Annotated in this window: 26 protein-coding genes and 2 pseudogenes; 13 read left to right on the top strand and 15 right to left on the bottom strand. The window is 53.1% G+C overall.

All coding sequences use genetic code 11. From position 1 onward, the window contains the following. Positions 1 to 128: 128 nt before the first annotated feature. The 13 genes and pseudogenes from JNC80_RS17145 to JNC80_RS17085 form a co-directional block, all read right to left on the bottom strand. Positions 129 to 2,220, bottom strand: a pseudogene (locus tag JNC80_RS17145) (type IV secretory system conjugative DNA transfer family protein). Further along, positions 2,217 to 3,248, bottom strand: coding sequence for a P-type DNA transfer ATPase VirB11 (gene virB11 / locus JNC80_RS17140; protein WP_011982857.1), 1,032 nt, complete (start codon positions 3,246 to 3,248; stop codon positions 2,217 to 2,219). Before virB11 ends, JNC80_RS17145 begins: the two are co-directional and overlap by 4 nt. Then, a complete protein-coding gene (gene virB10 / locus JNC80_RS17135) occupies positions 3,229 to 4,461 on the bottom strand; it encodes a type IV secretion system protein VirB10 (RefSeq protein WP_376711013.1) in 1,233 nt (410 codons plus the stop codon). Before virB10 ends, virB11 begins: the two co-directional genes overlap by 20 nt. Beyond that, positions 4,461 to 5,270 carry a TrbG/VirB9 family P-type conjugative transfer protein gene (locus tag JNC80_RS17130; protein ID WP_011982855.1) on the bottom strand — a complete coding sequence of 270 codons (810 nt, stop codon included), beginning with the start codon at positions 5,268 to 5,270 and terminating at the stop codon, positions 4,461 to 4,463. The genes virB10 and JNC80_RS17130 overlap by 1 nt, the downstream gene beginning before the upstream one ends. Next, complete coding sequence (locus JNC80_RS17125) at positions 5,267 to 5,962, bottom strand: VirB8 family type IV secretion system protein (protein ID WP_376711012.1); 696 nt, start codon at positions 5,960 to 5,962, stop codon at positions 5,267 to 5,269. Before JNC80_RS17125 ends, JNC80_RS17130 begins: the two co-directional genes overlap by 4 nt. Before the next feature lie 34 nt (positions 5,963 to 5,996). Then, the gene (locus JNC80_RS17120; RefSeq protein ID WP_011982853.1) at positions 5,997 to 7,034 is read right to left on the bottom strand and encodes a TrbL/VirB6 family protein; all 1,038 of its coding nucleotides are present in this window, start codon (positions 7,032 to 7,034) and stop codon (positions 5,997 to 5,999) included. Between the two features lie 12 nt (positions 7,035 to 7,046). Then, a complete protein-coding gene (locus JNC80_RS17115; protein WP_376711011.1) occupies positions 7,047 to 7,274 on the bottom strand; it encodes a hypothetical protein in 228 nt (75 codons plus the stop codon). Further along, on the bottom strand, positions 7,264 to 7,986 hold the full coding sequence (locus JNC80_RS17110) for a type IV secretion system protein (RefSeq protein ID WP_376711010.1): 723 nt from the start codon (positions 7,984 to 7,986) through the stop codon (positions 7,264 to 7,266). The genes JNC80_RS17115 and JNC80_RS17110 overlap by 11 nt, the downstream gene beginning before the upstream one ends. 12 nt (positions 7,987 to 7,998) lie before the next feature. Next, complete coding sequence (locus tag JNC80_RS17105; protein WP_376711054.1) at positions 7,999 to 9,078, bottom strand: lytic transglycosylase domain-containing protein; 1,080 nt, start codon at positions 9,076 to 9,078, stop codon at positions 7,999 to 8,001. Then, on the bottom strand, positions 9,071 to 11,488 hold the full coding sequence (locus JNC80_RS17100; RefSeq protein WP_376711009.1) for a VirB4 family type IV secretion/conjugal transfer ATPase: 2,418 nt from the start codon (positions 11,486 to 11,488) through the stop codon (positions 9,071 to 9,073). Before JNC80_RS17100 ends, JNC80_RS17105 begins: the two co-directional genes overlap by 8 nt. Positions 11,489 to 11,491: 3 nt before the next feature. Then, positions 11,492 to 11,791, bottom strand: a complete 300-nt coding sequence (locus tag JNC80_RS17095; protein WP_094544258.1) for a VirB3 family type IV secretion system protein — start codon at positions 11,789 to 11,791, stop codon at positions 11,492 to 11,494. Positions 11,792 to 11,793: 2 nt separating this feature from the next. Beyond that, positions 11,794 to 12,141 carry a TrbC/VirB2 family type IV secretion system protein gene (locus JNC80_RS17090; protein WP_094544257.1) on the bottom strand — a complete coding sequence of 116 codons (348 nt, stop codon included), beginning with the start codon at positions 12,139 to 12,141 and terminating at the stop codon, positions 11,794 to 11,796. An 11-nt stretch (positions 12,142 to 12,152) separates the two neighbouring features. Next, positions 12,153 to 13,097: a lytic transglycosylase domain-containing protein gene (locus JNC80_RS17085; protein ID WP_376711008.1), complete on the bottom strand. Its 945-nt coding sequence runs from the start codon at positions 13,095 to 13,097 to the stop codon at positions 12,153 to 12,155. A 175-nt stretch (positions 13,098 to 13,272) separates the two neighbouring features. Between JNC80_RS17085 and JNC80_RS17080 the strand changes: the two genes are divergently transcribed. Genes JNC80_RS17080 through JNC80_RS17055 form a run of 6 tightly spaced genes read left to right on the top strand, consistent with a single transcriptional unit; the run spans position 13,273 to position 16,522 of the window. Then, a complete protein-coding gene (locus JNC80_RS17080) occupies positions 13,273 to 13,881 on the top strand; it encodes a hypothetical protein (RefSeq protein ID WP_094574644.1) in 609 nt (202 codons plus the stop codon). Continuing rightward, on the top strand, positions 13,878 to 14,417 hold the full coding sequence (locus JNC80_RS17075; protein ID WP_376711007.1) for a thermonuclease family protein: 540 nt from the start codon (positions 13,878 to 13,880) through the stop codon (positions 14,415 to 14,417). Before JNC80_RS17080 ends, JNC80_RS17075 begins: the two co-directional genes overlap by 4 nt. After that, positions 14,414 to 15,103: a thermonuclease family protein gene (locus JNC80_RS17070; RefSeq protein ID WP_376711006.1), complete on the top strand. Its 690-nt coding sequence runs from the start codon at positions 14,414 to 14,416 to the stop codon at positions 15,101 to 15,103. Before JNC80_RS17075 ends, JNC80_RS17070 begins: the two co-directional genes overlap by 4 nt. Further along, entirely contained in the window at positions 15,104 to 15,499 is a 396-nt protein-coding gene (locus tag JNC80_RS17065) for a hypothetical protein (RefSeq protein WP_376711005.1), read from the top strand. Between the two features lie 12 nt (positions 15,500 to 15,511). After that, positions 15,512 to 16,066: a hypothetical protein gene (locus tag JNC80_RS17060; protein WP_376711004.1), complete on the top strand. Its 555-nt coding sequence runs from the start codon at positions 15,512 to 15,514 to the stop codon at positions 16,064 to 16,066. 9 nt (positions 16,067 to 16,075) lie between these two features. Next, the gene (locus JNC80_RS17055; protein ID WP_376711003.1) at positions 16,076 to 16,522 is read left to right on the top strand and encodes a hypothetical protein; all 447 of its coding nucleotides are present in this window, start codon (positions 16,076 to 16,078) and stop codon (positions 16,520 to 16,522) included. A gap of 28 nt (positions 16,523 to 16,550) precedes the next feature. Here JNC80_RS17055 and JNC80_RS17050 read toward each other — a convergent pair whose 3' ends face one another. Further along, positions 16,551 to 16,808, bottom strand: a complete 258-nt coding sequence (locus tag JNC80_RS17050) for a hypothetical protein (RefSeq protein ID WP_376711002.1) — start codon at positions 16,806 to 16,808, stop codon at positions 16,551 to 16,553. A gap of 268 nt (positions 16,809 to 17,076) precedes the next feature. On the opposite strand from JNC80_RS17050, the gene JNC80_RS17045 reads away from it, so the two are divergent. Together JNC80_RS17045 and JNC80_RS17040 are read left to right on the top strand one after the other, a co-directional pair. After that, the gene (locus JNC80_RS17045; protein ID WP_376711001.1) at positions 17,077 to 18,648 is read left to right on the top strand and encodes an RcgA family putative transporter; all 1,572 of its coding nucleotides are present in this window, start codon (positions 17,077 to 17,079) and stop codon (positions 18,646 to 18,648) included. Further along, positions 18,638 to 19,663: an RcgR family putative quorum lactone hydrolase gene (locus JNC80_RS17040; protein WP_376711053.1), complete on the top strand. Its 1,026-nt coding sequence runs from the start codon at positions 18,638 to 18,640 to the stop codon at positions 19,661 to 19,663. Before JNC80_RS17045 ends, JNC80_RS17040 begins: the two co-directional genes overlap by 11 nt. Before the next feature lie 17 nt (positions 19,664 to 19,680). On the opposite strand, the pseudogene JNC80_RS17035 reads toward JNC80_RS17040, so the two are convergent. Further along, positions 19,681 to 19,941, bottom strand: a pseudogene (locus JNC80_RS17035) (chromate resistance protein ChrB domain-containing protein); the annotation flags it as partial. 541 nt (positions 19,942 to 20,482) lie between these two features. Between JNC80_RS17035 and JNC80_RS17030 the strand changes: the two are divergent. Genes JNC80_RS17030 through phoU form a run of 5 tightly spaced genes read left to right on the top strand, consistent with a single transcriptional unit; the run spans position 20,483 to position 25,021 of the window. Further along, the gene (locus JNC80_RS17030) at positions 20,483 to 21,520 is read left to right on the top strand and encodes a PstS family phosphate ABC transporter substrate-binding protein (protein WP_376711000.1); all 1,038 of its coding nucleotides are present in this window, start codon (positions 20,483 to 20,485) and stop codon (positions 21,518 to 21,520) included. 57 nt (positions 21,521 to 21,577) lie between these two features. After that, a complete protein-coding gene (pstC, locus tag JNC80_RS17025; protein ID WP_125303202.1) occupies positions 21,578 to 22,501 on the top strand; it encodes a phosphate ABC transporter permease subunit PstC in 924 nt (307 codons plus the stop codon). Beyond that, positions 22,501 to 23,448, top strand: a complete 948-nt coding sequence (gene pstA / locus JNC80_RS17020) for a phosphate ABC transporter permease PstA (RefSeq protein ID WP_376710999.1) — start codon at positions 22,501 to 22,503, stop codon at positions 23,446 to 23,448. The genes pstC and pstA overlap by 1 nt, the downstream gene beginning before the upstream one ends. A gap of 18 nt (positions 23,449 to 23,466) precedes the next feature. Continuing rightward, entirely contained in the window at positions 23,467 to 24,309 is an 843-nt protein-coding gene (pstB, locus tag JNC80_RS17015; RefSeq protein ID WP_376710998.1) for a phosphate ABC transporter ATP-binding protein PstB, read from the top strand. Positions 24,310 to 24,319: 10 nt separating this feature from the next. Then, positions 24,320 to 25,021, top strand: coding sequence for a phosphate signaling complex protein PhoU (gene phoU / locus JNC80_RS17010; protein WP_376710997.1), 702 nt, complete (start codon positions 24,320 to 24,322; stop codon positions 25,019 to 25,021). Positions 25,022 to 25,026: the final 5 nt, after the last annotated feature.

The raw sequence follows: 25,026 nt of genomic DNA, 5'->3' as shown, positions 1-25,026 counted from the left end.
CAGGGTTGAGTAAATCCAGTTAAGTTCAAACCTTCTCTTCAATCTTCTGTCGCTACAAGGTAAGCAAGACGAATGTCCCTAGTCGACTTAATTCTACCAGCTGGTTCTCCTGCGCGCTGCGGTTATTTTCACAACGTGACATTGGTCATCAGTCCGAGATCTTCGGGATCTGGCACTGTAGCGTTGAATATGTCGAGATAACTTTTCCGCTTTCGAGGAGACACGCCAGAGGCTTCGACTTTTTCATTAACAGCCTGCAATAATCGCTCTGCGCTCGGTTTTAGCTGCGCTTCGACCTCCTCAATCCGGTCATTGATATCGTCTGGTGAAATTGGTGTATTCGTGTCATGGCAGGTTGTTGGCAATTTGACGCTCAGATTGACCGTTCTGTTATTTACTTGCTGTGTGACAGCAGCTTCAGGAGCCGACGCGGAGTTCGCTGCGCTAGCTTCTTGCGAAGCTTCCTCGTGCTGTTGAGCGCGAGGGGGCTGGGGGGTAATGATCTGCTCGACGGCCTGGTGCGCGTCGTTTGCGTATTCGCTCGTCAGTGCTGGAACTGGCCTATGAGGTAGATATTCAATCGTCGGCACATCAGGAACGTGCGATTGCGAATAAGCTTCAGCGGATTTGAAGGGTTGGGCGTTGAAAAATCGCAGCTTGTCACCATAGATCGGTCGCTGTCCTTCAACGAGCAAGATCATTTTGCTTTCTGGCATTTGCCGTACTTCTTGCGGCATCATCAAATCGCGTTCTCGGATTTGCTCAACTTTTGTGCGCCGAGGTAAACCGAGAATCTCGATGGTGCGGGATTCCGACTTGTAACGGATAGTTCTTTTTCCGAGTGCACGGGACGCATATTCCGCCGTGGCCTGATCGTTGGCACCTAGCACCAGCTGATAACCACAGTTGCCGAGAAGGGAGTGACGGGAAGTCTCGCCATAAATCTCGTCGAGATTCTTGAGATCCTGAATAATGATAGCTAGCTTGATATTATAACCAGCCACATAGGGAAGCTTCGTCATAATCTCATCCATCTTTTTAAGCTGTCGAAATTCATCCAGCAAAAAATAGACGGGAAGTGAATTGGGATCGTGTTCCAGAGTCAGAATGTTCATGACCTGCTGCACGAACAAAGTGAGAAGTGGGCGCAGGATCGTAATATCGGTAATATTGGGTGCGAGATAAATGGAGATAGGCCGCCGTTTCATGGCGGCGATATCCATGTCGGTTATTTCTGTCGCGGCTACAATACGTTCATTTCGGAAGGGTCTAAGCGCGTTCTGGATATCCAGTAGCGCGGATGCCGCCGCCCGCTCTGACAATGCCAGAAATGCGTTAAAGCTTTCGACCGTATATTTTGAAAGGTTCGGCTCTTTTTCCTTGATGAACTTGATCTGCGCCTGAAGATCAACACCACTGTTCACGAAGGAAACGACTTCGCCGAGGTTGCGCCGTCCGTGATAATAGGGGCTCTCCAGAACATAGCTGATAATCCCGGCTACGACTTGTTGTGCCAAGCCCTGCCAGACTGAATTTTCAGAGCCTAGATTCTCAGGGACGAGAATGCTGGCGATATTTTGTATATCCGTGGTGCGATTACCGCGCTCGGGGCGCACAAAATCGAGAGGATTATAACGATTTGTCGTTTCAGAGCCGGGGGCGAAGAGGAACACCTGGCTACCGTTCTTCTTGCGATACCCTGCTGTCGCTTTGAAAATTTCGCCCTTCAAGTCGGATACGATCATTGACCCTTCATGCATGAGAGCGTTTGGAATGACATAACCCGCTCCTTTTCCCGATCGTGTAGGGCCGATTATCAGATGATGGCGACTGTCGGCCGCTCGCAGCACATTTCGGCCGAACCGACCGAATATATGCCCTTTCTTGCGGAACCACTTGCCGCGACGAAGGCCCATGACGTCCTGAAAAGCTGCATCGCCCAAGGGGGTTTTCGTAGCTTCTGAGACCAAGATAGCCCGCAAAGACCGCGGCTGCGATGGCAGGCAATAGGGGCCCGATGGCAACGCGCTGCAGAGTTGAGTTGGACGCATAGGCCCAGACTTGCTGAAGCGGAGCAAAAGGATTCTCGGTGATGGTAATATTCAAAATTCGGCTGTCTTTATAAATGACTCCGAGTACGACTCCATAAGCCAAGGTCCAGACCAAGAATGCGATGCCAGCACAGAATATTAGATAAACCGCTTTGTATCCCTTGCTCATGGCTCCTCGTTTCGTGCAAAAAATATCTCCGATACGCCTCGTTTTCCGCCGTCTCGGCGCAACTGAATTACAATGGGGATGACCATTCGAATGTACGACATGAGGTCATGCTTCGAATATCCGCCCGAAAGCCCGGCTTGTTGCATCATCATGGCAAGCTGTTCATAGGCTCCTTGCGGAGTATCAGCATGAACAGTCGACATAGAACCCGGATGACCGGTGTTAATGGCACGAAGAAATGAAAACGCTTCAGCTCCGCGGATCTCACCAACGAACAGACGGTCAGGACGCATACGAAGGGACGATTCAAGCAAGTGCTGAATTGTAACGTCAGCCGTGCCCTGTCCACCTTTCGAGGCTACCAGATGAACGCGGTTCTCCTGGGGCGGTAACAGCTCGCGGGTGTCTTCCAGCGTGATAATTCGTTCCTTTGGATGGACAGATTTCAGGCAGGCATTCAGAAAGGTAGTCTTTCCCGATGATGTACCGCCGCTAATCAGGATCGAAACCCGTTGCGTAATGGCCGTGTTGATGAAATCGAAAATTCTGTTTTGCTTCAGATGCTCGATCAGCAGTCGGTCAATATCACTAAGCCCACCAACAGCCACGGAAACCTTGTCCAGCGAACCGCTATCCCTATATTCTTCCAAGCTGAAATTGCTAACGACCTGCTTGCGGATCGATATCGAGCCGCCATCCGGTGCAGCAGGTGGAAGAACCACCTGAATGCGCTCGCCAGTCGGAAGCGCTGCGCTCAGGATTGGCGCGGATTTACTGATGAACTGATCAGTCGCACCCGCAACGCGCTCACCGATATTCTGAATCTCCGCCGATGAAAGCGCATGAACCTCGTGGAACTCCATGTGATCGGCACCTAGTCGCTCGATATAGACGTGACCTGGTTTGTTGACGGCTATTTCCACGACCTTTGGATCGTTGAGAAATGGCCGCAGTGGCTCAAGTGCTCGATCTAAGAAGTAATATCTGCTTTGTGTGGCTGCTGCCGCACTATTTGCCCCTGCGTTCACGTTGAATTTCCTTCATCGCTTCTGTTACGGGATCGTCGTACATCGCCGAAAAATCGAGGTCCTGACGCACGAATATGAAGATACGTTCGCCTTGATGGACGCTGATTGTTGGTTTGATACGCAAGTTCTCGCTCAGAGCGGTATTTGCCATTTGAGAGAATGTTTCGGCGATTGTTTCGCGGGCTAGTTCTTCACCCCGTTTCGCATCATCGTTGTTACGACCGAAGGCTTCCCCGCTGCCGAAACCAGTCAGATAGCTAGCGCCGGCGCCCACCACAGACAACATGATGGACGCGCCGAAACGTTCACGCCATTTTTTGTCGACGATGCCGGTCAGGCCGGAACGGCCAAGGCTATCAGTTCCCACGGAGTTCAGACGCACGCTTACACCATCATCCCTAAGCAAGCGGGTCCAGACTACGAAAACGCGGGTCTGGCCTGTCATGACGTCGCTTTGATATTCACCAATGAGGCGGGTGCCGGTCGGAATCAGAATGCGACGACCATCAAAACTGTAGACGTCTTCTGACGTGATGGTGCGAACCTGGCCTGGCAGATCGCTTACAATCGAGGTTTCGAGAATACCGGGTATCATCGTTCCTTCCGGCACAACCGCGTCGATGCGCTTGATTTTCGTAGTCTTGGCATTACGGTCGGCCATTGCCGAGGCTGTCGCCAGAAACTTGCTGTTTCTGTCTTCGCCAGCAACAGTCGGTGTTCCCTCGCCACTATCGCCACCAAGTCCCCCATTTGCTCCGCCTGATCGCGCTTGATCCATCTGAATAAGTTTGGATTTGAACCGGTCTGGAAATTCTTCAACGATCTCCGGCGTGGGTGCCTGATCGGGTTCCTTCACCGCGACTGTCGGCGGAGGTGGGGGAGGGACATTAAATGTCGTGGTGTCGACTTTCTCCGGCTCCGGTGGCGGTGGAGGCGGCGGGATATTTATGATGTTGGGCTCGGGCGCAGCAGGAGGCTGATCCTGGTCGCGCACGAAAGACGGCGGTCTGAACGACGTGGTGCTGAACTCCTCGTCACCGCGCACAAGATCGCGCGGCTTCTCGGAAGGCTGTTTGAGAACGAAATAAGCCATAGCGACACCGGCCAGCAGAAATACCGCCATCGCAGCCGTCTGATTCCGCTTTGCATTCTTGTTGCTGACTCCGGCGTCATCGGCAGACGCCAGTGCTTCCAGTTCGGGAGACTGTTTCATCAGTTGCCGCTCCTTCTCCGCTTGGTTGCCACTTGATCAGGCGCAGGACCCATGATGTCGGGATCGGGTGCGCCAAAATCCGGCTTTCTAAGGTTGAAGATGCAGATCCACTGATCACCGTCGCGGAGGGTGTATTGAGTTGCCGTTCCATCCACGACCAGATATTCGCCTTCCTTGCGGAAGTTGCGCAATGTTTCGGAAAAATCGCTGTTTACTGCAAAGATTGCTGGCGTCCGACCAGTGAATTTGAAGAAGGTTTTCTTTCCGTCATCGAAAACCATCGACGGCTTCAGTTTCGTATCTCCCGTAAAGGAATAGTCGATATTGACGTTTGCCTTGTCGATTTTAGAGATATTCGGGTTGGCAGCGCGATATTCGGCCTCTTTGCGCATCGCTGCATTCAAATCCTTCTCGGGGTAAATGAAACGGACGCCAAAGACTTTCTTGCCCGCATCGGGCGCATAATCGTGCAGTTCCAAAAAATAGATGCGCTTGGTCGTGACAACGTTCATGTTTGTAACGACGTTCTTAGCCGTCGGCTTCACAAACAGAATGTTGCCTTTTTCGGTTGGAGCAACCTGCCAGCTCTCTGTATCGCCGAGTGAAATGGTCTCAAATTTTTCATCTTCATCGAAGATGATCATTGTCGATATGCCATACGTCGCGGAAATTTTGACGACATTGTTAGGCTGGTAGACGACACTGGTCACACGTGAATCGAGCGATCCAGCCCTTGGCGTCTGTGCTGCGTGGGCGTGCGAAAGGATGGCGGCGGAGAACGCCGCCGCAAGTAGGAAGCGGTTTTTCATCCCTTGCTCCCTTCCGTGACGGTTTCCTGATCACGTCTGTAATTGTAAACCTGGAAGCCGAGGGGATTTTCAAACCGCCATTCGTTTGTGGCGGGTTCGTCCGTGTAGCGATAGCGCACGACAGCTATGTAGTGTTTGGTAATGGCATCGGTATCGGACTTTTCGGTGGTTGAGAAACGAACAAGAGCGGTTGAATCGTTGGGGAAGGTGACAGACTTCACATCGACAAGCACACGCTTGTTTTTCCCGTAGACCTTCGCCGGATTGTTCGGATTCGCGGCGCTATATTGCTCTTGCAATTCGCGAGCGGCATCTCCTGTCGACAATAGTGCCGCCGTGCCAAAGTTTGAATCGATCGCGTAAGGATCATAGCCTTCGCGCGTCCTGATATACCGAACGACGTTGGCTTGCGTGATTGCGCGTGAATCGGTCAGATTTTGCGCTTTTGTCAGTCCGCTTTTGGTTTCGATGTAGCCGGTAGCCTTGTCTACGACGACAATCACAGGCTCGAAAGATTTTAGCGGAACCAGCATAACGAGCGCGAGCAATGCGAAAAGCGCGACGAGCCCGAATATGATGGTTACGAACCATGCCACCGCCTTTGAACGTTTTGCTTTCCGGACGATTTCGTTCTCCCAACGATCACCGTCCTGAAAATAAGTTCTCAATGCAGCTTCTTTGGAATCAGTCATGATCTAGCCCTTTACCTCTTATGAACCTGCAGCCTCAGCGAGGCAGGCTGTTGCTGCTTATTCGGTTTTGCATTGCTTCTTTTGCGCCTTGGCTTGTCGGGGAAATCGAGCCCCCGCCGCCGCCACCAAAACGATTGTAAAGTGAGCGTCCACCTCGGTAGCTCGCGCCGATCCCTTTGAAGCCAGCTCGCGCAATCTGCATTGGAGCGGTGACACCGGTCATGCGAGCAATTCGCGTTGCGGCAGCGCCAATACCGACGGCCAAGCCTCCTGCAATGCCTTGAGCAAGGACCTGGATGTTCAACAGGACAAATGCCCCGGCGAAACAAAGCAGGAGGAAAGCTGAAATATCACTGAGGGTAAGGCGTCGCTCTGTAGCGGCAGCGGATACCTTCGTCAGTTCAGGGTCCATTGCGGCGATAAGGAAAGCGGCGACGACAAATACGAATAACGGGATCAGTGCGTATAGAAGAACCTGTTGGAACCACGCCTGTCCAAGGCTGCGCGATTGTTCAAACAACATGCAGGCGATAAAAATCGGTGCGGTTCCGATCAGAACCCATAACATCACCTTGGCTAATACGAGAATTGCGAGGGCAACTGCGATGAAGATTGCCACGCAGGCCATGATGAGAAAGCCAACCATAGAAGGCAAAACGGAAAAATAGCCCGATTGCTCGGCAAACGCGGAAGCCGCCTCATTCGCGGTTTTCCAGATCATGGAAAGACCATTTGTCGGTTCGGTAATTCCCGTCCCGGTGGCGGTCAGGATGGCGCGACCTACATCTTCAGGGGTATTGTTCAGCCACTTATAGAAAAAATCGTTGAAGTATCCCCAATTGCTGATTAATGCCAGAATGAAGACCATGCGGAATACGCGTGTAACAATTTCGGCCACGCTAATCCGCGAAGTCCCCATAATTACTTGGATACCGTAATATCCAACATAGGCGATGAACATCACCTTGAGCAGCGGCGTGATTTCAGAGCCAATAATATTGTAAGCCTGCGATGAAAAATTCTCGCCGGAATTATCAATTCTCTCCAAAAGATCGCTCAAGAAATCATGCATAGCGGCCCCCGATTATTCCGTCGCTATCGAATTGATCGCAGCAATGGCGGTCGCTGGATCGCCATTAACAAAGGCCATAGGTCCACAGTCTTGCCGAATGTCTTCGGCAAATGACGTGAGATTTGCGGGACGTTTGCAAGGAGCAGTCTTTTCCTTGACCGTTCCGCAGCCGGCAACGCCGGCTGCAATGGCGGCAAAGATAAAATATTTCAGGAAGCTGTTAGCGATGTTAGTTTGCACTGTACGTCAACACCTTCTTGGAATTGGAAATGTCGGTGAGGCGGCGCTGATTATCGGCCTGTAATGACGACACGGCACCGTTCATCACGCCGATCAGTTCATTGATGGTCAGTCCTGCTTGGACTTGCAGCTGCGTGTTTTGGTCGATGGAACCTTTAATGTCCTTTGCCTGACCGATACTCTGCCCGGCCTGTTCAAAAGCGCTTCGGCGCGTCGTTACTGCCTGTTGCGAACCATTTACGAGTGCGGCGACACCAAGCACAGTGTTGACCATCTGTTCATAGGACTTGTCTCCGCTAAAGCTGCTATTTGCTTGCCCCGACAGGTTCTTAACGAGCTGAAGCCCGTTGATGAAAGTGGACGCGACCTTAGCGATGTCACCGCCCATGCTGCCAAAATTTGGCACCCCGCCGGACATAAGGCTGTCGAGAGAGGGCATTGATGATACGCTAAAGCCATTCCCGACGGCCAGGTTTTGCATCTGGTTCGCATCGCCGCCGCGATCACCGGTAACGGCCTTCAATGTCTCCTCGACCGTCGTCAGGATTTCCTTGTTTGTCCCAAGGATCTTGTCGGTCGTAACCGAGGTTTGCTTGGCCACTTCATAATTGGCAGCGTCGATGACAGGGACGCCACCTGCATAAGCCGCCATGGGAGCGAACGATGCCGAAGCTACGGCAATCGCTGACGCCGAAATGATCAGTCGTTTCATTGTTAGTCTCCCTTATTGAGGATCAAGGTTCAGTTTGATGTTCGCCTCGCGTTCACGCTTTTGAACGCAGGCTTTTTCTTCAGCATTCCATTCGAGTCCAGTACGGGGATCGCAGACGCCGGTCGTTTCTCGCGGCTTGTCGTCTTTCTTCTTGAACGAAGCCGATTGAGATGCGCCCGAAATGCCACTGGCTGAAACTGCATTGCGGCTGTTGAGCAGGTCGGCCATTGAATTGCCGAGCACAATCACCTGGTTGACCATTTCGAGATTCGCATTTCGAGCGCCGGCGTTGTGATCCCAACTGTCTTGAATTGTGCCGGACTGCATGCCGCCGAGCTGCGTGAGCCATGAGGCGACGTTGGCGGTACTTTCCTGTGTCGCCTGCGTCGTTGCCATCGAATTGATGGTCGAATCCCGCATACCGGAATATGCTGTATCACCGCCGCCGTAATTCATGGGCAGGTCCTTTGACCCGCCGAACGCCGGCGTCCATTTCTGCGTGATATTCCGGACATACCCCTGCGTTTCTTTGAACGGTGGAATGCCGCCGTATTTTTTAACGTTGCCAGCGCCAGCATTGTACGCTGCAAGGGCGAGGTTGGCGTTGCCGTTGAAACGCTTGAGCTGCTGTTTAAGATAACGAGCACCACCGCGGAGGTTCTGTTCAATGTTATGCGGATCTACGCCCAACTCTTTTGCGGTATCAGGCATCAACTGTGCCAAACCGATAGCCCCTACGCCCGATTTCGCGCATGGATTAAAGCGGCTTTCCTGATAAACGAGCCCTAGAAACAAATTTTCGTCTACACCCTCTTCGCGTGCCACTCGTTTGACCAACCCGGAAATTTCCGGATTGGCTTTGGCGGCTGCAACGGGATCGTCCTTGCGCCCCGGTCGGTAGACAGCACATGTTACGCTCTTGTTGAGGGAAAACCGGTCTTTATCCGTCTTCTCGATTTCCGATGTTTTTTGATCCCGGACCGTTCGTTCGGACAAATTAGATCCGTCAATGACAGGAACGCCACCAGCCCACGCCGACAATGGCATGGTTGCTGACGCCAAAAATATGCATAGAGCAGCTTTCTTATGCATCATTCCTCTCCCATCCGCAGAATTCAGCCAACCAGTTTTGAGGCTCATCGCCATATCGTTCCCGCAGCGCAGCACATTCTTCGACGGTCTCTTTTCGACCCGACAGCACTTTGACGAGATCAGGCATTTTCGAGAGATCCAGACGGGCAATGACCGAGTCATTCCCGTGCTTGACGAGAAACGTGCGCTTTTCAGGCGGGGTGTTTTTGATGAAATTGAATTCTTTAACCGTCAGGCCAAAGCGCTTGATGTAGCTCTCTTCGTCAGCGCGCGGGTTCGGGAAATGAATATTCGTGGCCGACTGTTCGATAAGGGTGTGAGACGCTTTGGCTTTGGCAATATCGGCGGCGGACTGCGTTCCGAAGCCGACAATGCCGTTGAGCTTACGAATGGTTTTCATCTTGTCGATGATGAAATGACTGAATGTTTCGTCCATAAGAAGCTGCCAGCCCTCATCCATGAAGAACATGACTGGGTCGCCGTTCAGGAGCTCATCGAGACGGTGATAAAGGTACATCAGCGCGGGCGTCCGAATATCCTCGTTGCCGAGGATGCTGGTCATATCGAAACCGAAGACACTACGCCCGGAGAATGACAGCACATCGTGCTGCGCATTGAAAAGCCATGCTTTTTCGCCGTCGATCCAAGGACGCAACCTTGACGCCAAGTCGTTCGCATCTGCCCGCGATCTGCCTACCAAGAGGCCCGAAAGGTTTGGTAAGTTGCGCTGAGCTGCCGGCTCTTCCATGATACGGGCAATTGCCCGTTCCAGCGTGTCTGCGTCCTCCTGGCTGAAGTCGCGTTGATCGCTAGATCGCAACATTGATTTCAAAAGGCGAAGCAGAAAATCACGATTGGGGCCGGTGTTTTCCAACTGAAGCGGATTGAAACCAGTCGGTGTTCCCGGTGAGAGAACTTCGTAAGCTCCCCCCATGGCACGCACGAAAATCTCGGCACCTCTATCCTTGTCAAAGAAAACTGCTTTGGGGGTAGGGCTTATGCGCATCGCCTGCGCCAGCAAGAATGTCAGGGCGACGGTCTTACCGGAGCCAGTCGGGCCAGTGACAAGGAAGTGACCAATATCGCGACGATGAAAGTTGAACCAGTATGGGGTTTGCGAGGTGGTCTCTAGTATCGTGATCGGCAGACCCCAATGAAGATTGTCCGATTGACCGGTAGCGAAATTGTGCATCGATGACAGGCCGGAGAAATTTGCCGAAGACAGCATGGCCTTTCGCGCGCGATAGCTATGGTTGCCGGGCAATTGTGCCCAGAAGGACGCTTCAAGGTTCACATCCTCGCGCAGCCAGTTGATGTTCATGTCGGTCAGGCAGCTACCAAGTTCGGAAACTGCTTTGCTCAAACCTTCAAGGTCGCGAGACAGGCAAAGCAAAGAGAAATGGTGAATGCCAAAAACAGCCTCCTGATTCATGAGACTGTTAAGCGCGAAGTCGATATCGCTTTCGACGGCACTTCCGGACTCATCCGACGCGGCAATCTGGCGCTGAAGCCGGGTGATACGCTCTTGCGCAATCGGTTTGTCGGAAATTGTGAAGCTTTGCGTCAGGATGAACTCATGATTCACCTGTAGCAGCCCGTCCAGCATTCCGGGACCGGTGTATGGCGGATACTCTTTGATAGAGAGCATCGCGCCATAACGATTGTCCTCATCGGATGCGGCTTGCGTTTGCATCGCCCGCTTACCGAAATGCAGGCGTGACGTTCCGACGTAATTTCGAATTCCCATCCGGGGAAGGCGCATTTTGCGCGGCACGCCGCAGGTCAGAACGGTGTTTATGAACTCGCACGGTTCGGAATATGGCTCTCCATCGCGATAGGTTATACCGAGCTCGCGCGCGCCATATTTCTGCAGCTCGCGCGTCATGTTGGAAACGAGCTCTTCGAGTTCGGTCACTGTCTCACGCGTTTGCTGATCTCGAACCTCGGCTCCTCCAGAACGTGTGAATGCACGGCTTACTATGTCGCTGAGGCCGAGTGCGCCGCGCATATTGGTTCGCACGATCGAGAGATATATTTCATTGGCGAACATGCGCTTATGGCGTAACTGGCTCATATAGCGGTTATTCAGCTGTTCGCAGAACGCATCATCGAATGCGCCGCCGATTTCGGAATCGACCTGCCGCCGAATTACGGTCGACCAGACAGAAAAGCGGCTCGATCCAAGCGCCCGAATGATCGTATTCTGAACATTCGAGCGCATATTGAGTTCGGCTTGATCTTCGGTTTGGAAAAAGAGGCCGTCGAGTTTGATGACCGACAAGAGAGCGCCGTTTTCCAAGCCGATCACTGTATCCGACATATGCCTCAGATATGGGATATGCGAAGCCATAGGCCGCTCATTATGAGCGACCTTGCCAAATCCGAGTTCTTCTCTGACGACTTTCAACATTAGCTAAGGTCCGTACGAATTTGTTCCCCAGAAGGACTTGTTGCGTGTGCGAGGCGTTTTGCGCGCGGTGACTTCAAGAACATCGAGAATTTTGTTGTCCCAAGCGCAAAGGGAGAACAGAACCGCATAGCTGATCGGGGCCAGGAGCAGGGTCCAGAACGACTTGCTGACCAGCCATGCTATGATTGTGATGCCGATAACGACGACGACTGCCATATACGGGACACCCCACATGGTGGGAGATCGGGTTAACCCGATTACCAACGGTGTCAGCTGCGGCTTTACATCCTCGTACTCAGCCATCGCTAGTTTCCGACCGTGCTGATCAGCTCGTCAACGATTGATGGAGCGCCGAAAACAAGACCGATTCCGAGGATCACGCCGCCAGCAAGAAACCAAGACAGTCGGCCAGCAAAGGCGAGGAAACCGAGCGCCATAACAGCGATGATTGCAAACAGACGACCAATAGGGCCGCTAATGAAATCAACGATAGCTTGAAATACTGTCTGAACCGGCGCGAAGGCACCACCGACGCCACCTGACTGTGCCAGCGCCAAATCCGCCCCGACAATTTGCGCGGCAGCCAGCAAACCAAGGCAGACTGCCAGCTTTGAAGCGCTGATATGCCAAACCTTATTCTGTTCGTTGATCATCCTTCTCTCCTTTAAAAATGCATCACGCCACCAACAAAGGTGCCGGTTTTCTTGACTGCAATGACCCCGGATTGAGTTTCGCTCGCCATGACAGGCGAGGATTTCCGACCACCACCAACGAGCTTCTTTTTTGGCGCTGGCATAGTTACGCCAAGCTGGTAATTGACGACCTTTGCGACGTATCCGACGGTTTCCCTGAACGGTGGAACGCCGCCGTACTCATAGACGCGGCCTTCGCCTGCGTTATAGGCAGCGGCAACGAGCAGGGGGTTTTGGAACTCGTCCAAAAGCACCCGGAGATACTTAACGCCGCCTTCAATATTTGACGCCGGATCACAGACGTCGCGGACGCCGAAGCGCTCAGCGGTTCCCGGCATGAGCTGCATCGGCCCGCGTGCGCCTTTGTCTGAATTGCGGGAACGATCGAACTGGCTTTCTGCCCAAGTGATGGCGGTAGCAAACAGAGCATCAACTTGATGTCGGCGAGCGGCCTGTTCGACCAGAGTTTTGATTTCCTCTGGTGTTAGCGGGGAGGGGCCGCATTCGGGAGTGGATACAGCTGCCTGCTTAGAGGGTGGCAAATCACCTAAACGGGTAGATTCATTCTGAATCGAGATAGCTTGATTGGTAATGTCGGCTAGGGAGCCAGTGGCTAAAACAGTGCCGTATACATTGCCAATATGGTTATTCGTAATAGTGCCGTTTCCACTTTTATCCTCCGCGGAAACGATGCCATCAGACCCCACAACAAATTCTTTGCTTTCGCTTGTCCAGCGGCGGTTGAATACGGTCAAATCCGAGCGTGATCCGGATGCGTTGTGAGTTGCGGCCTCGCCGTCGCCATCTTGCGTGAATGGCGCAATTGCGCCTCTTTCTTCTGCGCAAGTGGCGGCAATCCCGAACGGGATGAACAATGTGGCGCTTAGCAATAGCGCTTTGATTGAAAGCCTCTCCATTCTAGCCCTTTAGCTCCTGTCGCAGACCTCACATGCGCTGTTGAGGTTGCAGCGAAAACCGATTAAGTTCATAATAGCATGATACCGATTTGGCTAAGTGATATATGCTTTTTCGCAAATCATAAACCCCCTATGAGCAGGGAAAACGAATAAGCAATACGGTAAGGGCTGGAAAATGAAGAGAACCATCGCAATCGCAATGAGCAGTTGTATGTTGGCAACAGCCGCAATCGCCGCGCCTGCAATCAACAAGGATTACATCAAGTCGCTGGCATCGCCGGGTAAGACCGTGCTTGTCATTGAGTATTATGACGGAGACGGAAAAGTTACGGCTCGGAAGGGGTTTGCATCCGCCTCGGGCTATAAGGCAACTTCACCGACCGAATTTCGGGTTGATGATAAGACCCTTCTGAATCTGTACGGGCTAGAAGCCTGCAAAGGCGAAATGGTGAACCGCAAGGATGATTTTGCTGGTTCTTGCTCTGACTACGCCAAGCAGCAGTTGCAGATCATGTTGCAGTCGCCGAAGGTTCTCTTTTGTCGGGCATTTGTAAGTGAAGAGAGCGCGCCCAAACAAAATGTGACGTGCTACGGCTATTACAATTACCCCGGAAGCCTGGACACCGTTGATATGCTCGAAGAGCAAATGCTCTCTCTCGGCGCGCTCCGCATTGCGAAATCGAAAGACGGGAAGCTAGAGCGTCCCGATCTGGAGAAGGCGCAGAAGATCGGAGAAGACGGCTCTTATGGGATGTGGGCCGATCCGCGGGTGAAGGCCCAATGAAGTCAGCCTTAATGTCGCTATGTGTGGTCCTTTTCTCGCCAACGGCTTTTGCCGCGCCGGAGGGATATTTCGACCTCCAGCCGGGCGTTACTTTGGAATCTGGGGATACGTGGGTCTCTGAAGGTCAGCGCTATCGTCTCTATGGTGTTCAGTCATGCCTTCGGGGAACTGCTTTCACTGATACGACCGGAAGAAAGAAGGACTGCGGCGAGGCTTCGCTTGCCGTATTCGCGGCTTATATCAAAGACACCAAACCGGTATGCGCTCCCGTAGCGCAAACTGCCGATACTTCCTATGTCATTTGCTACGCCACAATCGGCGGAAATCGCCTCGATTTAGCGACGGTGTTGATTACGAGCGGCTATGCCTTTGCCGCGCTGAAGGCTGACGGGCTTCCCTACTATCCAGCATACGCAGTGGCCGAACAGGAAGCTCGTGAGAAGCGGGCAGGCCTCTGGCAATTCGAAGACGTTCAGCATCCTGCCATCCTGTTGAGCAAATCGGCAAACGAACGGACGAGGAATGCCCAACAATGAAATATCTGATCGTAGCAATGTCATTTGCCGTCGCATCGACACCAGCATTCGCAGCTGATGCTATTAAACGCGCGCCAGCTGCCAGCGTATCAGTTCAACCTAGCCAGCCGGTACCGCTTCCAATCTTCAAGGGTCGTGTCGCGGTTATTGATGGTCGGACCCTCTGGTTTCCCACTTATGCTCAACGAGTTCGGCTCGCGGACATTGACGCGTGCGAATTGCCTCAATGGGCGCTTGATCCGAAATGGACGAACAGGGACGTCACGAAAGCACCGCCGCCTGTACCCTGTGGCCCCTTTGCAAAAGCTTGGCTCAAAAGAGCGATCGGGGCGTCCGCCGTCTCCTGCGGTGTCGTCGGCTATGATGCTGAAGGAATGGCACGAGCGAGATGCACATCGCGGGGACGCGACCTAGCTCTCGAAATGCTTCATGTGGGTTGGGCGAGGGTGGATTCACCCTACCTAAGCCACCCTCAATATATAGGTTATCAGCGTGCCGCTATGTCGGCGCGATATGGCATGTGGGCGACCTATGTTCTGGATATGAATGAGTGGCGGCGCAAGGCCGTCGACAAAACGCTCGATCGTCAGCCAATCGCGGATTTCAACCTACTCGTAGAGCGCAAAAGCGAAATCTCTCCCCCGTTTGCCGAGGCGCGCAGAAAACCAAGAAGGACAGACCGATAGTTGTCGGAAATCGCTCATATTGCGCTCAATTTCGCACGCGATCCTATGGCCTGCTTGTTGCTAGCCATCCTGCTATCGTTTTTGCTTATCATCCCGTCGTCGAAAATCTGGTGGGTCCACGGCATAATCGCGGCCCTATTCCTCACCGTATCGCTGTTTTTCCACGAACAACGGCAAATGTCGTTCGATGCGTTCTTGATCGGCGTCTTTGCCTATCCAGCGGTATGCCGCGATATTCCAAATCAGCTCCTGGTCTATCGCGTTGGAATCTACTGGTTTTCCGCGTTCACACTTATCGCCCTATGCAGCTACGCGGCCGGAGATCTCATCACACGGTCCCCTTTTCACGCCCGAGACATGTTGCCTACCGGGTTGGTTTCAACTCCTATAATATGAGGATGACCTGATATGAAGCAGTTTCTGTTTGCACTCGCTGGCCTTGGCACTATCGCCGTGATGCCATCCGCTGCAATAGCGCAGGACACGGGAGGGACGCCATCTTGGGGCTGCCAGGTCCTTTTGTGCGCAGCATCATCAAACCCTTCGTGGCATGGTGTCCCTTATTGCGTCCCGCCAATGACCAAGTTGATCAAGGCCATGGCAAAACCGGGTTTCTCATGGCCCATTTGCCATGAAGCTAAGTCTGGCAAACCCGGATATCAGCCTTACGAGGATTGCCCATCTGGATTCAAGGAAGCCAGCAATATGAGTGATCGCGGCGCAATGCTGTCCAACCGCTGCGAAAAGACAATCAACACCTGCACTAACAAGATCAGGGAACAGAACAAAGAGCTTCAGCAGTACAAGGATGTTCAATATCGAGACATTGGCAACTCGGATCGCGGAAACAGTTGTCGAAAGGTCGTCTCCATTGCTCGTCCAATGCTAAAAGACCCTTACTTTTTCGACATTCCCGATTATCAAGGTTTGAAGGGGCGCCATTGGTTCAATTTGAAACTTTAAGGAGCTCTAATGAATCAGAACGCACTTCTCGCACTGGCAGCAAGCGCCGGCATCGCTGTTGGCGCGGGCGGTACTTGGTTTGTAGTCTCCAACGCTTCGAGCAACGCAACAGCCATTGCAAAAGCCGATATCGTTGCAGCGATCAAGGCCGACCCTACACTTTGTCCCGTTCCCGATGAGCCAGCGGCGAGCGCCAAGCTCGATGTGCCAACTCAAGCTGAAGCATTGCTTGCCGTGAGGAAGCTGGAAGAAAAAAATCCGCTATTGTGGGATAGGAGTGAACTTGAAAAGCTTTCCGTCTCACTAGCGAATTGTTGGCCCGTTGACGGTGCCAACGGCATGGTCGAGTGCGTTACCAACGTCAAAAAAAATCCGGCAGCGCAAGCTATTGCGAGGACGGTTGGATTTGCCAAGGATCAATCCTCTGGCGAATGGATTGCGACAGATCGCAAATAATGAGGCCCGGAGCGGGCTTCCATAACAGTTAGATATTATCGACACTCTTCAAAACTGTGGCCACTTCGTTTTTCGCGAGGGTTAGCCGTCCGGAGATAATAGAGGCTGCGAGATAGACCAGTTTGCCGATTGCGTCATCAACATCTTGTGGCTCATAATCAACGATCCGGCGAGGATCGTCAGCTAGGGACGATAATTCCAGCAGTCGCTTTGTCGGGCCAGCATTACATTCGTGAACGCCGCCGTTTTCGTTCTCCCAACTTATCGCATTCTCAATCGCATCCATAATGGCCTCCGGAAGTCATTTTCAGAAGATAGGTGGAGCTTATAAGTGCAATTCTCAAAACTGACGCCTAGTTGATAGCAGCCGTAAGCATGTCCATTAGTCGATTGCATGCTTCTTACTGTACGATGCTCAGGTTCTTGCCTCCATGCACTAATTTCTGACGAAACAGCCATCCCAAAATTTAAATGATAAAAACGTTGATTAAGGTATCTCGCACGCTAGGATACGAAACAAAGCGAAACGCAACGAAATTTGAGCCGGTAAGAGATTGATAAAAAACGGAAAGTTTTTTTTCGTTCCACCGAAAGATGGGAGCGATTTCAAGGAATTGTTCAAGCGCATCGCCGCTGAGGGCGCTGGCCGCCCTCTCGGCAGTGACGGCGCTCGCAAGGGTCCATGGACGCCCGAGCTACTCGCGGAGGCCATCACGCTTGTCGATCCCAAGCGCGTCGGAGTGGATCTCCGGACTGTACAGCTCTGGTTTCAGGAGAATGACAAAGGCATAAGCACGACCAACATCGGTTTGCTGGCGAGAGTTCTAAGCTGCGGTGACACGGCTGCCAGAAGCGAATGGATTATGGAGCTTAGCGCGGCTCAATCCCGGTTGGTGGCCAAAAGACGCGAGATGAAAAGGGCCGAAAGTGTCGCGCCATCGGAGCCAGACCTTGTTGCACCTCGGATACCAATATCGGATTCCGTAAGCGATGACGATCGCAAGCGATGGAACCTTGCCAGACGGTCTGAGAAGCTTCTTAGCGAAGGTTCTCCCCTGAATCTGTCTGCTTCTGTTTTTGCGGGAATGTCCGCCCTAGGATTCCTCTCGTTCATCATAGGCATTCACAACGTAAAATTCACCCGATCCGATGGCGTCATCAAGCAGGTCGGTTTCCTTTGGGCGGCGAACTGGACATTAGTGTTCATGGTTTTCCTGCCCCTGTTCCTGGCCTTTGTTTTTGAACTGGTGAATTCGTGGAAGCACGAAAAACGGAGGGGGCTTGTCGATGGCGCATTCGAGGACAGCGAAAGCGCATGGAAGCGAATTATTGACGCTTCATCCGGTTCATTCTGGGCAGTGTTCCTAATATGCTTGTTATTTGCGGGTATTTTTCAGTGGATTGGCGTCTGTTTGATGCCTCTTATCAAAGGGGGAGGTAATTACGCGACCGATTGGGGCACAGTCGCTATAGTCCGTCCTGAAATCGTAACGATACCTGTTGCGATCTTTTTCACGGCTCTCGCCTACCTCTATATGTGCCTATCGTTTTATCTTTTTTTCGCCGGTCTTATTCTGCTCTATTCGGTCATCAATGACTTCTGGAAAATCCGCGGCGCGTCAAAATCAAGGACACGCTTGGAGGTGGACGATCTAAGCGATACCGGGTTTTGGGTTATGCAGTGGGTATTCCGCTGCACACTATTAGGTATGCTGATCGCTACCGTTATGAAGCTGCAGAGCTCTTATCTGGCGTCAAATGGCACGAGCATCGTTGCATGGGTGATTAGCGACCTTTCATCGATCCTATTCGAGCGTTCAGATGTGCACAGTCGCATTAGCTATCGGATGCCGACACACTACAGCAGTCTGCTCATCGCAATATCGAATTGTTTTGTTTTTCTTTATGGTGTGCTCCGCGCAGGATTTGGAAGTCAATATAGAGCGGTTTTTTGGAAAATGACCGCAATTGTCGCGCTACTATTCGCAAGCTATTTGTGTATCGACGCGTTTTCCGGCTTTACGGTCCTGATGTTTGCCGGGCTCCAAATCGCTATTTACAGCTTATTTGATCCGGCCCTCGGGCGCGGGCGTGCGAGTGAGGTTAGCAATCAAAGTGTTTCATAGTTGGCTTGATAATTGGGATGAGAAACGGGCACGACGCGGAGAAGACGCTAAAAAGGCAACGATCGTCAGTCTTGATGCAGAACGCGCGTTTCCGGGCGCTGCGAATGTTTCGAATATCGAGGAATTCTGCAAGCTCGGGGTGCAGGCAGCTGCCATACCATCGTACTTCAGAGCGCCACTCGGCAACGATAATGATTATGAGCGGACAGGGGATTTCCTCAAATTTCCATCTGACATTTCGACAGACGTTGAGGAAAATAACCTGGTCTGGTCGAAGATCACCGATAGCGGCTCGCGGGACAAGGCACTGGTGATATTTCATCATTGGAACGCACGATCCCGCAACCGACAAATAGCGGGTTACTTGTCCAAAAGGGGCATCACGGTCGTTGAGATTGCTATGCCCTATCACTTCGAACGCAGCCGTCCGGGGTCCCACTATGCTGATTATATGCTTAGCGCGAATCTCGGTCGAACGATCCAGTCTTTGCGGCAGGCCGTGTGGGATGGACAGAAGCTCATTCGTTGGCTGAAAAGGCAAGGGTATCGAGAGATCTCCGTACTCGGAATGAGCCTCGGTTCATGGGCTGCAGGACTTGTCGCCGCCCATGATATCAACGTCAAGAAAGCCTCGCTGTTTCTCACCGCAGGAAGTCTCGCTGGAATGACATGGACCGGGCGAGCAACGCGAGCCATACGTGAGAGCTTTGAGCCCACGATAAACCTTTCTCAACTGCACAGGGCGTGGGCACCGCTCGATCTGGGAAATTACGCCTACAGTCTCGCCCGTCCTGATCTGGATATTCAGGTTGTTTTGGCAAAAAGAGACAAGGTTGTATTGCCAGAATTGACAATTGCTCTGTTGGAAAGTCTGAATAATGCTGGCGTAAACCCGGATGTTTTGCAATTAAACTGTGGTCACTATTCACTTGCAATTCCGCCGTACATTATCGTCGCCGGAATGAATCTAAAACGGTTTTTGTCGCAGTCTGACAGTTCAGATCGTCAGATATGACCTACCAATTGTGAATATTCATCATCAAAAGGGGTCGCGTCAAACTTGTCTGCTACCTCAAGGGCTTCCTGCGCACCAACAAACAGGAATACCGCGTCGGGATCGATGAAGCGCTTTATCAGCCATGGACAGGCAATACGGTCAATCTTTGGGCGTGCGCGTGTTACCCATATGGTTCGGTTCTCATGATCGCGGTTTGGCAACCGTTCAAGGTTGACCACAGAAGCATTTGACGCGATCCAGGCTTCATAGCCGCCTTCGAGCGTCTCTGCTTCGATATGGAAATCGATCGACCAGAACGCGAACAGGAAAACCAGCTAGGGGTCGGGTGTTTTAAGCCCGCGCAAACGATTTGGACCTGATCTGCGAACGAACCATACTCGCCCGCGGCGTGTGAAAGCCGCAATTGAGAGGCCTGACACACGACCGCAACCGATCGCATGCATATAGCTTCAAAAAACTTCTTGCATAAACGGGGGCATCCACACACGACCCCTATTACGATCACGCTTCAGTTTTGTGAAAATCACTAAATATCCAGAAATCTGGAATTGTGGTTGCCTTGCTGGAGCTTTTTGGGTAACTTATTGGTCTCGCCCTGTCAGTGGCGCGATGCGGGCCGCACGCCCGAGACAACATTCAAAGCAACGAACACAGAAATACCGTTACTACAAGTATATAATTCAACAAATAAGTATCAATTCATCCAGATATACCATATTATACTTGATTGACATAAAACTGTCATCTAACAATACTATGATGACCCTGCGTTCGCGGATGTCGCGTTCAGCTTTTCTGAATTCACAGAGGGTCGTCATGACACACAAAACGAAAAACTTTCGCCCGGCGCGCGCCGCCTTCGCTTCTTCCGCAGCTGGCATTCTGGCACTTGGTGTTTTCGTCGCGCCGTCCTTCGCGCAGCAGGCTCCGACCGTGCTGATCGACGGATCGAGCACCGTATTCCCGATTTCCGAAGCCATGGCTGAAGAGTTTCAGAAGGCCCAGGCAGGCAAGACCTTGGTGACGGTTGGTTCTTCCGGCACGGGTGGCGGCTTCAAGAAATTCTGCCGCGGCGAAACCGACATCACCGGTGCTTCGCGCCCGATCAAGTCTGACGAGATTGAACTCTGCAAGCAGAACGGCGTCGAATTCATCGAACTGCCTGTCGCAATTGATGCTCTCGCGACGATCGTGAACCCGGCGAACAACTGGGCGGCCTGCATGACGGTCGCAGAGCTGAAGACGATCTGGGAGCCTGAAGCACAGGGCAAGGTTACGAACTGGAACCAGGTTCGTGGTGAATTCCCCGACGCCAAGCTCGGCCTTTTCGGCGCTGGTACGGATTCTGGAACCTATGATTACTACACATTTGCCATCAACGGCAAAGAGCATGCCAGCCGCGGCGACTATACGGCGACTGAAGACGACAACATCACGATCCAGGGCGTTGGTGGCGACAAGAATGCAATCGGCTTTCTCGGTCTCGCTTACCTGACTGAAAACGCCGGCAAGGTAAAGGCCGTCGAGATCAAGCAGGCCGATGGATCATGCGTGGCGCCGTCCATCGAGACAGCCACCGATGGCACCTACCAGCCGCTCACCCGCCCGCTTTTCTACTACGCTTCCAAGAAGTCGGCTGAGGAAAAAGAACATGTGCGTGATTTCGCAAAGTTCCTTTTCGATGCCAAGAACCAGGAAGAACTCGTCAGCGAGGTCGGCTACGTCGCCCTGCCTGCCGAAGCCGCTGGCCTTGCTCTGAAGAAGTTCGAAAAGCGCGTCATCGGAAGCCACTTCGCAGGTGGTTCCAAGGTCGGCGTGACGGTTACCGACCTGGTCGCCGACGCAGCCAACTAACATCCTAACCCTCCCGGCAGTCGCGAGTATTCGCGGCTGTCGCCAGCGGAGCATAAGATGCCAACAACGCTCGACGCCTATATCCCAAGTGACGCTTTTCTGAAACGGCGACGTCTCATCGACCTATCGATGCGTGTGCTGCTCTTCCTGTCCGCCGCTCTCTCGGTGCTCGTTACCGCTGCCATCGTTTACGTGCTTGTCAGCGAGTCCTGGAATTTCTTCACGGAAGTTTCCTTGTGGACGTTCCTGACTGATGCGGAATGGACGCCGGTCTTCGCGCAGCCGCGCTATGGCATTCTGCCACTTCTTACGGCAACCCTCTGGGCCGCCGGGATCGCGATTCTGATCGCAATTCCGTTGGGAACGAGCCTTGCAGTGTATCTCAGTGAATATGCGCGCCCTGCCGTACGTGAGACCGTCAAACCGGTACTCGAATTGCTCGGCGGCGTGCCGACAGTCGTCTTCGGTTACTTCGCTCTCTTGTTTATTACTCCGCTGCTTCAGACGTTCATTCCCGGCCTGACCGGTTTCAACCTCCTGGCTCCGGGCATCGTGCTCGGCATCATGATCATGCCCTACATCGTCTCAATCAGTGAAGACGCCATGCGTGCCGTGCCAGCCTCATTGAGGGAAGGCGCTTACGCTCTTGGCATGACGAGACTGCAGACGTCGTTCAGGGTCATCATTCCCGGTGCGTTCTCGGGCATCACCGCAGCATATCTTCTCGGAATGTCACGGGCTGTAGGCGAGACCATGGTGCTTGCAATCGCCGCAGGACAGAACCCTAACCTGACTGCAGATCCTCGCGAAGGTGCTGCAACAATTACGTCCTACATCGTACAGATGAGCCTGGGCGATCTGCCGCATGGCTCGCTGGCGTATCAGACTATCTTCGCCGCAGGCCTCGCACTTTTCGTGCTGACCCTTGTCTTCAACATCATCGGCTTCTTTCTTCGCCGCCGCTTCCGGGAGGCCTACTGATGGCTATCAGCGCAGACAGCCCAATCGTGGCTCTGGACATCGATTCCCAGGCCCGGCTTGTCAATCGGGCACGACGCAACGACTTCATATTCGCCAGCATGGGTCTCGCCATCCTGTTCGTGGTGATGGCTTTTCTGGTCGCGTTGATAGCTGACCTTTTCTACGACGGACTGGGCCGGATCGACTACGCCTTCCTGACCGAGTTTCCGTCACGGCGACCGGCAGACGCCGGCATCCTTTCGGCCTGGGTCGGAACCTGCCTGGTCATGTTTGTCACGGCTCTGCTGGCGATACCGCTTGGTGTCGGCGCCGGTCTCTACCTCGAAGAATACGCGAGGAAGAACTGGATGACCGACGTCATTGAAATTAACGTCACCAATCTCGCGGGTGTACCGTCGATTATCTATGGTCTGCTCGCGCTCGGCTTCTTCGTCTATCTCGCCGATCTTGGCCGGACGGTTCTTGTCGCGGGCATGGTGCTTGCGCTGCTGATCCTGCCGATCGTCATCGTTGCGACGAGAGAGGCTATCCGGGCGATACCGCAGACAATCCGCGAAGGCGCCTTCGGTCTGGGTGCGGACAAGTGGCAGACCATGTGGCACTACATTCTTCCAGCTGCGCGGCCCGGTATCCTTACGGGTGCGATCGTCGGCTTGTCGCGAGCCATTGGGGAAACCGCCCCGATCATCACGATCGGCGCTCTGACCTTCATCGCATTTCTTCCTCCAGCGCCTGTGGATGCGAGCTTTCCCTTTATCAACTTTGATTGGTTGAATGCGCCGTTCACCGTGATGCCCATCCAGATGTTCAACTGGATATCACGGCCGCAGGCAGCGTTTCACATCAATGCCGCCGCGACTGGTGTTGTCCTGATGTTCATGACGCTGGGCATGAATGCCGTCGCCATCTGGATACGCTTCAGGCTTCGACGCAATCTTGGCCTCTAACTGAGATCGGACCAATAAATGAACGACGTTTCGACTGCCATCAAGCCTGCCAGAGCGGGCCAACAAGCAGGTTCCGCGCGCAACATTCTGATCCATCCCGAACGCCTGCGCGCTGAAGTGAGGGATCTCGATTTCTGGTATGGAGAATTCCACGCGCTCAAGAAGGTCAACCTGCCAATCGCGGAAAAACATGTCACTGCCTTGATCGGCCCGTCAGGTTGCGGGAAGAGCACGCTCTTGCGATCGTTCAACCGTATGCACGATCTGTACCCCGGCACCCGGTACGAGGGCGCGATTGAACTGCTGCCAGAAAAGAAAAACCTGGTAGCCCAAGGCATGGATCCGATCCTGATCCGCTTAAGCATCGGTATGGTGTTTCAGAAGCCAAACCCGTTTCCAAAATCGATCTATGAAAATGTTGCGGCTGGCCTCAAAATCCGTGGCATCACCAAGAAGAGCGTTCTTGATGAGCGGGTTGAGCAAGCTCTCCAGGGGGCCGCGCTCTGGAATGAGGTGAAGGACCGCCTCCACCAGTCAGCTTATGGTCTTTCGGGAGGGCAGCAGCAGCGTTTGTGCATCGCCCGTACCCTCGCTCCCAATCCGGAAATCATCCTCTTCGATGAGCCGACATCTGCCCTCGACCCGATCGCCACCGCGAAAATCGAGGAGCTGATCGCGGAGTTGCGAGACCAGTACACGATCGTCATCGTCACGCATAATATGCAGCAGGCGGCACGTATATCGACCTATACCGCCTACATGCATCTGGGCGAGATGACCGAGTACAACGCGACGAACGAGTTTTTCACAAATCCGCAGAACGAAAAAACGCAACACTACATCACCGGTCGCTTCGGTTGAGGGGGGAAACATGACGATGGATCACACTATCAGGGCTTTTGATGAAGAGCTGCAGGACCTCACTGGACAGGTATCCGATATGGGGCGAATTGCTGCAGCGCTCCTCGACAAGTCCGTCAATGCCCTCATCGGCAATGACGCGACGCTCGCAGATGAGGTCGTAAAAGCCGATCTTCAACTCGATGCGATGCAGAGAACCGCTGAGGCGGCGGCCGTGCAAATTATTGCCCGCAGGCAACCCGTCGCTAACGACCTGAGACGGATCGTCGGGGCAATGCGCATGGTTTCCAACCTGGAGCGGGTGGGCGACCTTGCCAAGAATATCGCCAAGCGCGCTGCGATCATGGATACTTCGCTTAACAGGGGCGTTGTCTCCGCCGGCTTCAGCACGTTGGCCGAAGCCGCAAAGACACAGCTGGCAGGTGCGCTCGACGCTTTCCAGAACAACGACGCGAAAATGGCCTCTCAAGTCCGCCTCCAGGACGAGCACATCGATGTGCTTTATAACGGCCTCTTTCGTGAGCTCCTGACTTACATGATGGAAGATCAGCGTTCTATCACCTCGTGCGCTCATCTCCTTTTCTGTGCGAAAAACCTGGAGCGGGTCGGAGATCACGCAACCAATCTGTCTGAAACCGTCGAGTACATCGTTACCGGGGATGATGTTTCAGCTGATCGCCCTCGCGCCGAAACTGTCGTGGCGATGGAGTAATTCCC

It is taken from the genome of Pseudochrobactrum lubricantis (assembly GCF_041929865.1).
GTDB lineage: Bacteria > Pseudomonadota > Alphaproteobacteria > Rhizobiales > Rhizobiaceae > Pseudochrobactrum > Pseudochrobactrum saccharolyticum.
Note: the sequence above shows the minus strand (reverse complement) of the source record. Positions and strands in the feature narration are given on the sequence as shown.

Coding starts and splice junctions, on each gene's coding strand:
- JNC80_RS17050 (WP_376711002.1), bottom strand. CDS start 16,808: ATGGATGCGATTGAGAATGCGATAAGTTGGGAGAACGAAAACGGCGGC.
- pstA (WP_376710999.1), top strand. CDS start 22,501: ATGGCTATCAGCGCAGACAGCCCAATCGTGGCTCTGGACATCGATTCC.
- JNC80_RS17120 (WP_011982853.1), bottom strand. CDS start 7,034: ATGCATGATTTCTTGAGCGATCTTTTGGAGAGAATTGATAATTCCGGC.
- pstC (WP_125303202.1), top strand. CDS start 21,578: ATGCCAACAACGCTCGACGCCTATATCCCAAGTGACGCTTTTCTGAAA.
- JNC80_RS17100 (WP_376711009.1), bottom strand. CDS start 11,488: ATGTTGAAAGTCGTCAGAGAAGAACTCGGATTTGGCAAGGTCGCTCAT.
- JNC80_RS17095 (WP_094544258.1), bottom strand. CDS start 11,791: ATGGCTGAGTACGAGGATGTAAAGCCGCAGCTGACACCGTTGGTAATC.
- JNC80_RS17125 (WP_376711012.1), bottom strand. CDS start 5,962: ATGACTGATTCCAAAGAAGCTGCATTGAGAACTTATTTTCAGGACGGT.
- pstB (WP_376710998.1), top strand. CDS start 23,467: ATGAACGACGTTTCGACTGCCATCAAGCCTGCCAGAGCGGGCCAACAA.
- JNC80_RS17070 (WP_376711006.1), top strand. CDS start 14,414: ATGAAATATCTGATCGTAGCAATGTCATTTGCCGTCGCATCGACACCA.
- JNC80_RS17110 (WP_376711010.1), bottom strand. CDS start 7,986: ATGAAACGACTGATCATTTCGGCGTCAGCGATTGCCGTAGCTTCGGCA.
- JNC80_RS17055 (WP_376711003.1), top strand. CDS start 16,076: ATGAATCAGAACGCACTTCTCGCACTGGCAGCAAGCGCCGGCATCGCT.
- JNC80_RS17060 (WP_376711004.1), top strand. CDS start 15,512: ATGAAGCAGTTTCTGTTTGCACTCGCTGGCCTTGGCACTATCGCCGTG.
- JNC80_RS17105 (WP_376711054.1), bottom strand. CDS start 9,078: ATGCATAAGAAAGCTGCTCTATGCATATTTTTGGCGTCAGCAACCATG.
- JNC80_RS17075 (WP_376711007.1), top strand. CDS start 13,878: ATGAAGTCAGCCTTAATGTCGCTATGTGTGGTCCTTTTCTCGCCAACG.
- virB10 (WP_376711013.1), bottom strand. CDS start 4,461: ATGAAACAGTCTCCCGAACTGGAAGCACTGGCGTCTGCCGATGACGCC.
- JNC80_RS17130 (WP_011982855.1), bottom strand. CDS start 5,270: ATGAAAAACCGCTTCCTACTTGCGGCGGCGTTCTCCGCCGCCATCCTT.
- JNC80_RS17085 (WP_376711008.1), bottom strand. CDS start 13,097: ATGGAGAGGCTTTCAATCAAAGCGCTATTGCTAAGCGCCACATTGTTC.
- JNC80_RS17080 (WP_094574644.1), top strand. CDS start 13,273: ATGAAGAGAACCATCGCAATCGCAATGAGCAGTTGTATGTTGGCAACA.
- phoU (WP_376710997.1), top strand. CDS start 24,320: ATGACGATGGATCACACTATCAGGGCTTTTGATGAAGAGCTGCAGGAC.
- JNC80_RS17090 (WP_094544257.1), bottom strand. CDS start 12,141: ATGATCAACGAACAGAATAAGGTTTGGCATATCAGCGCTTCAAAGCTG.
- JNC80_RS17030 (WP_376711000.1), top strand. CDS start 20,483: ATGACACACAAAACGAAAAACTTTCGCCCGGCGCGCGCCGCCTTCGCT.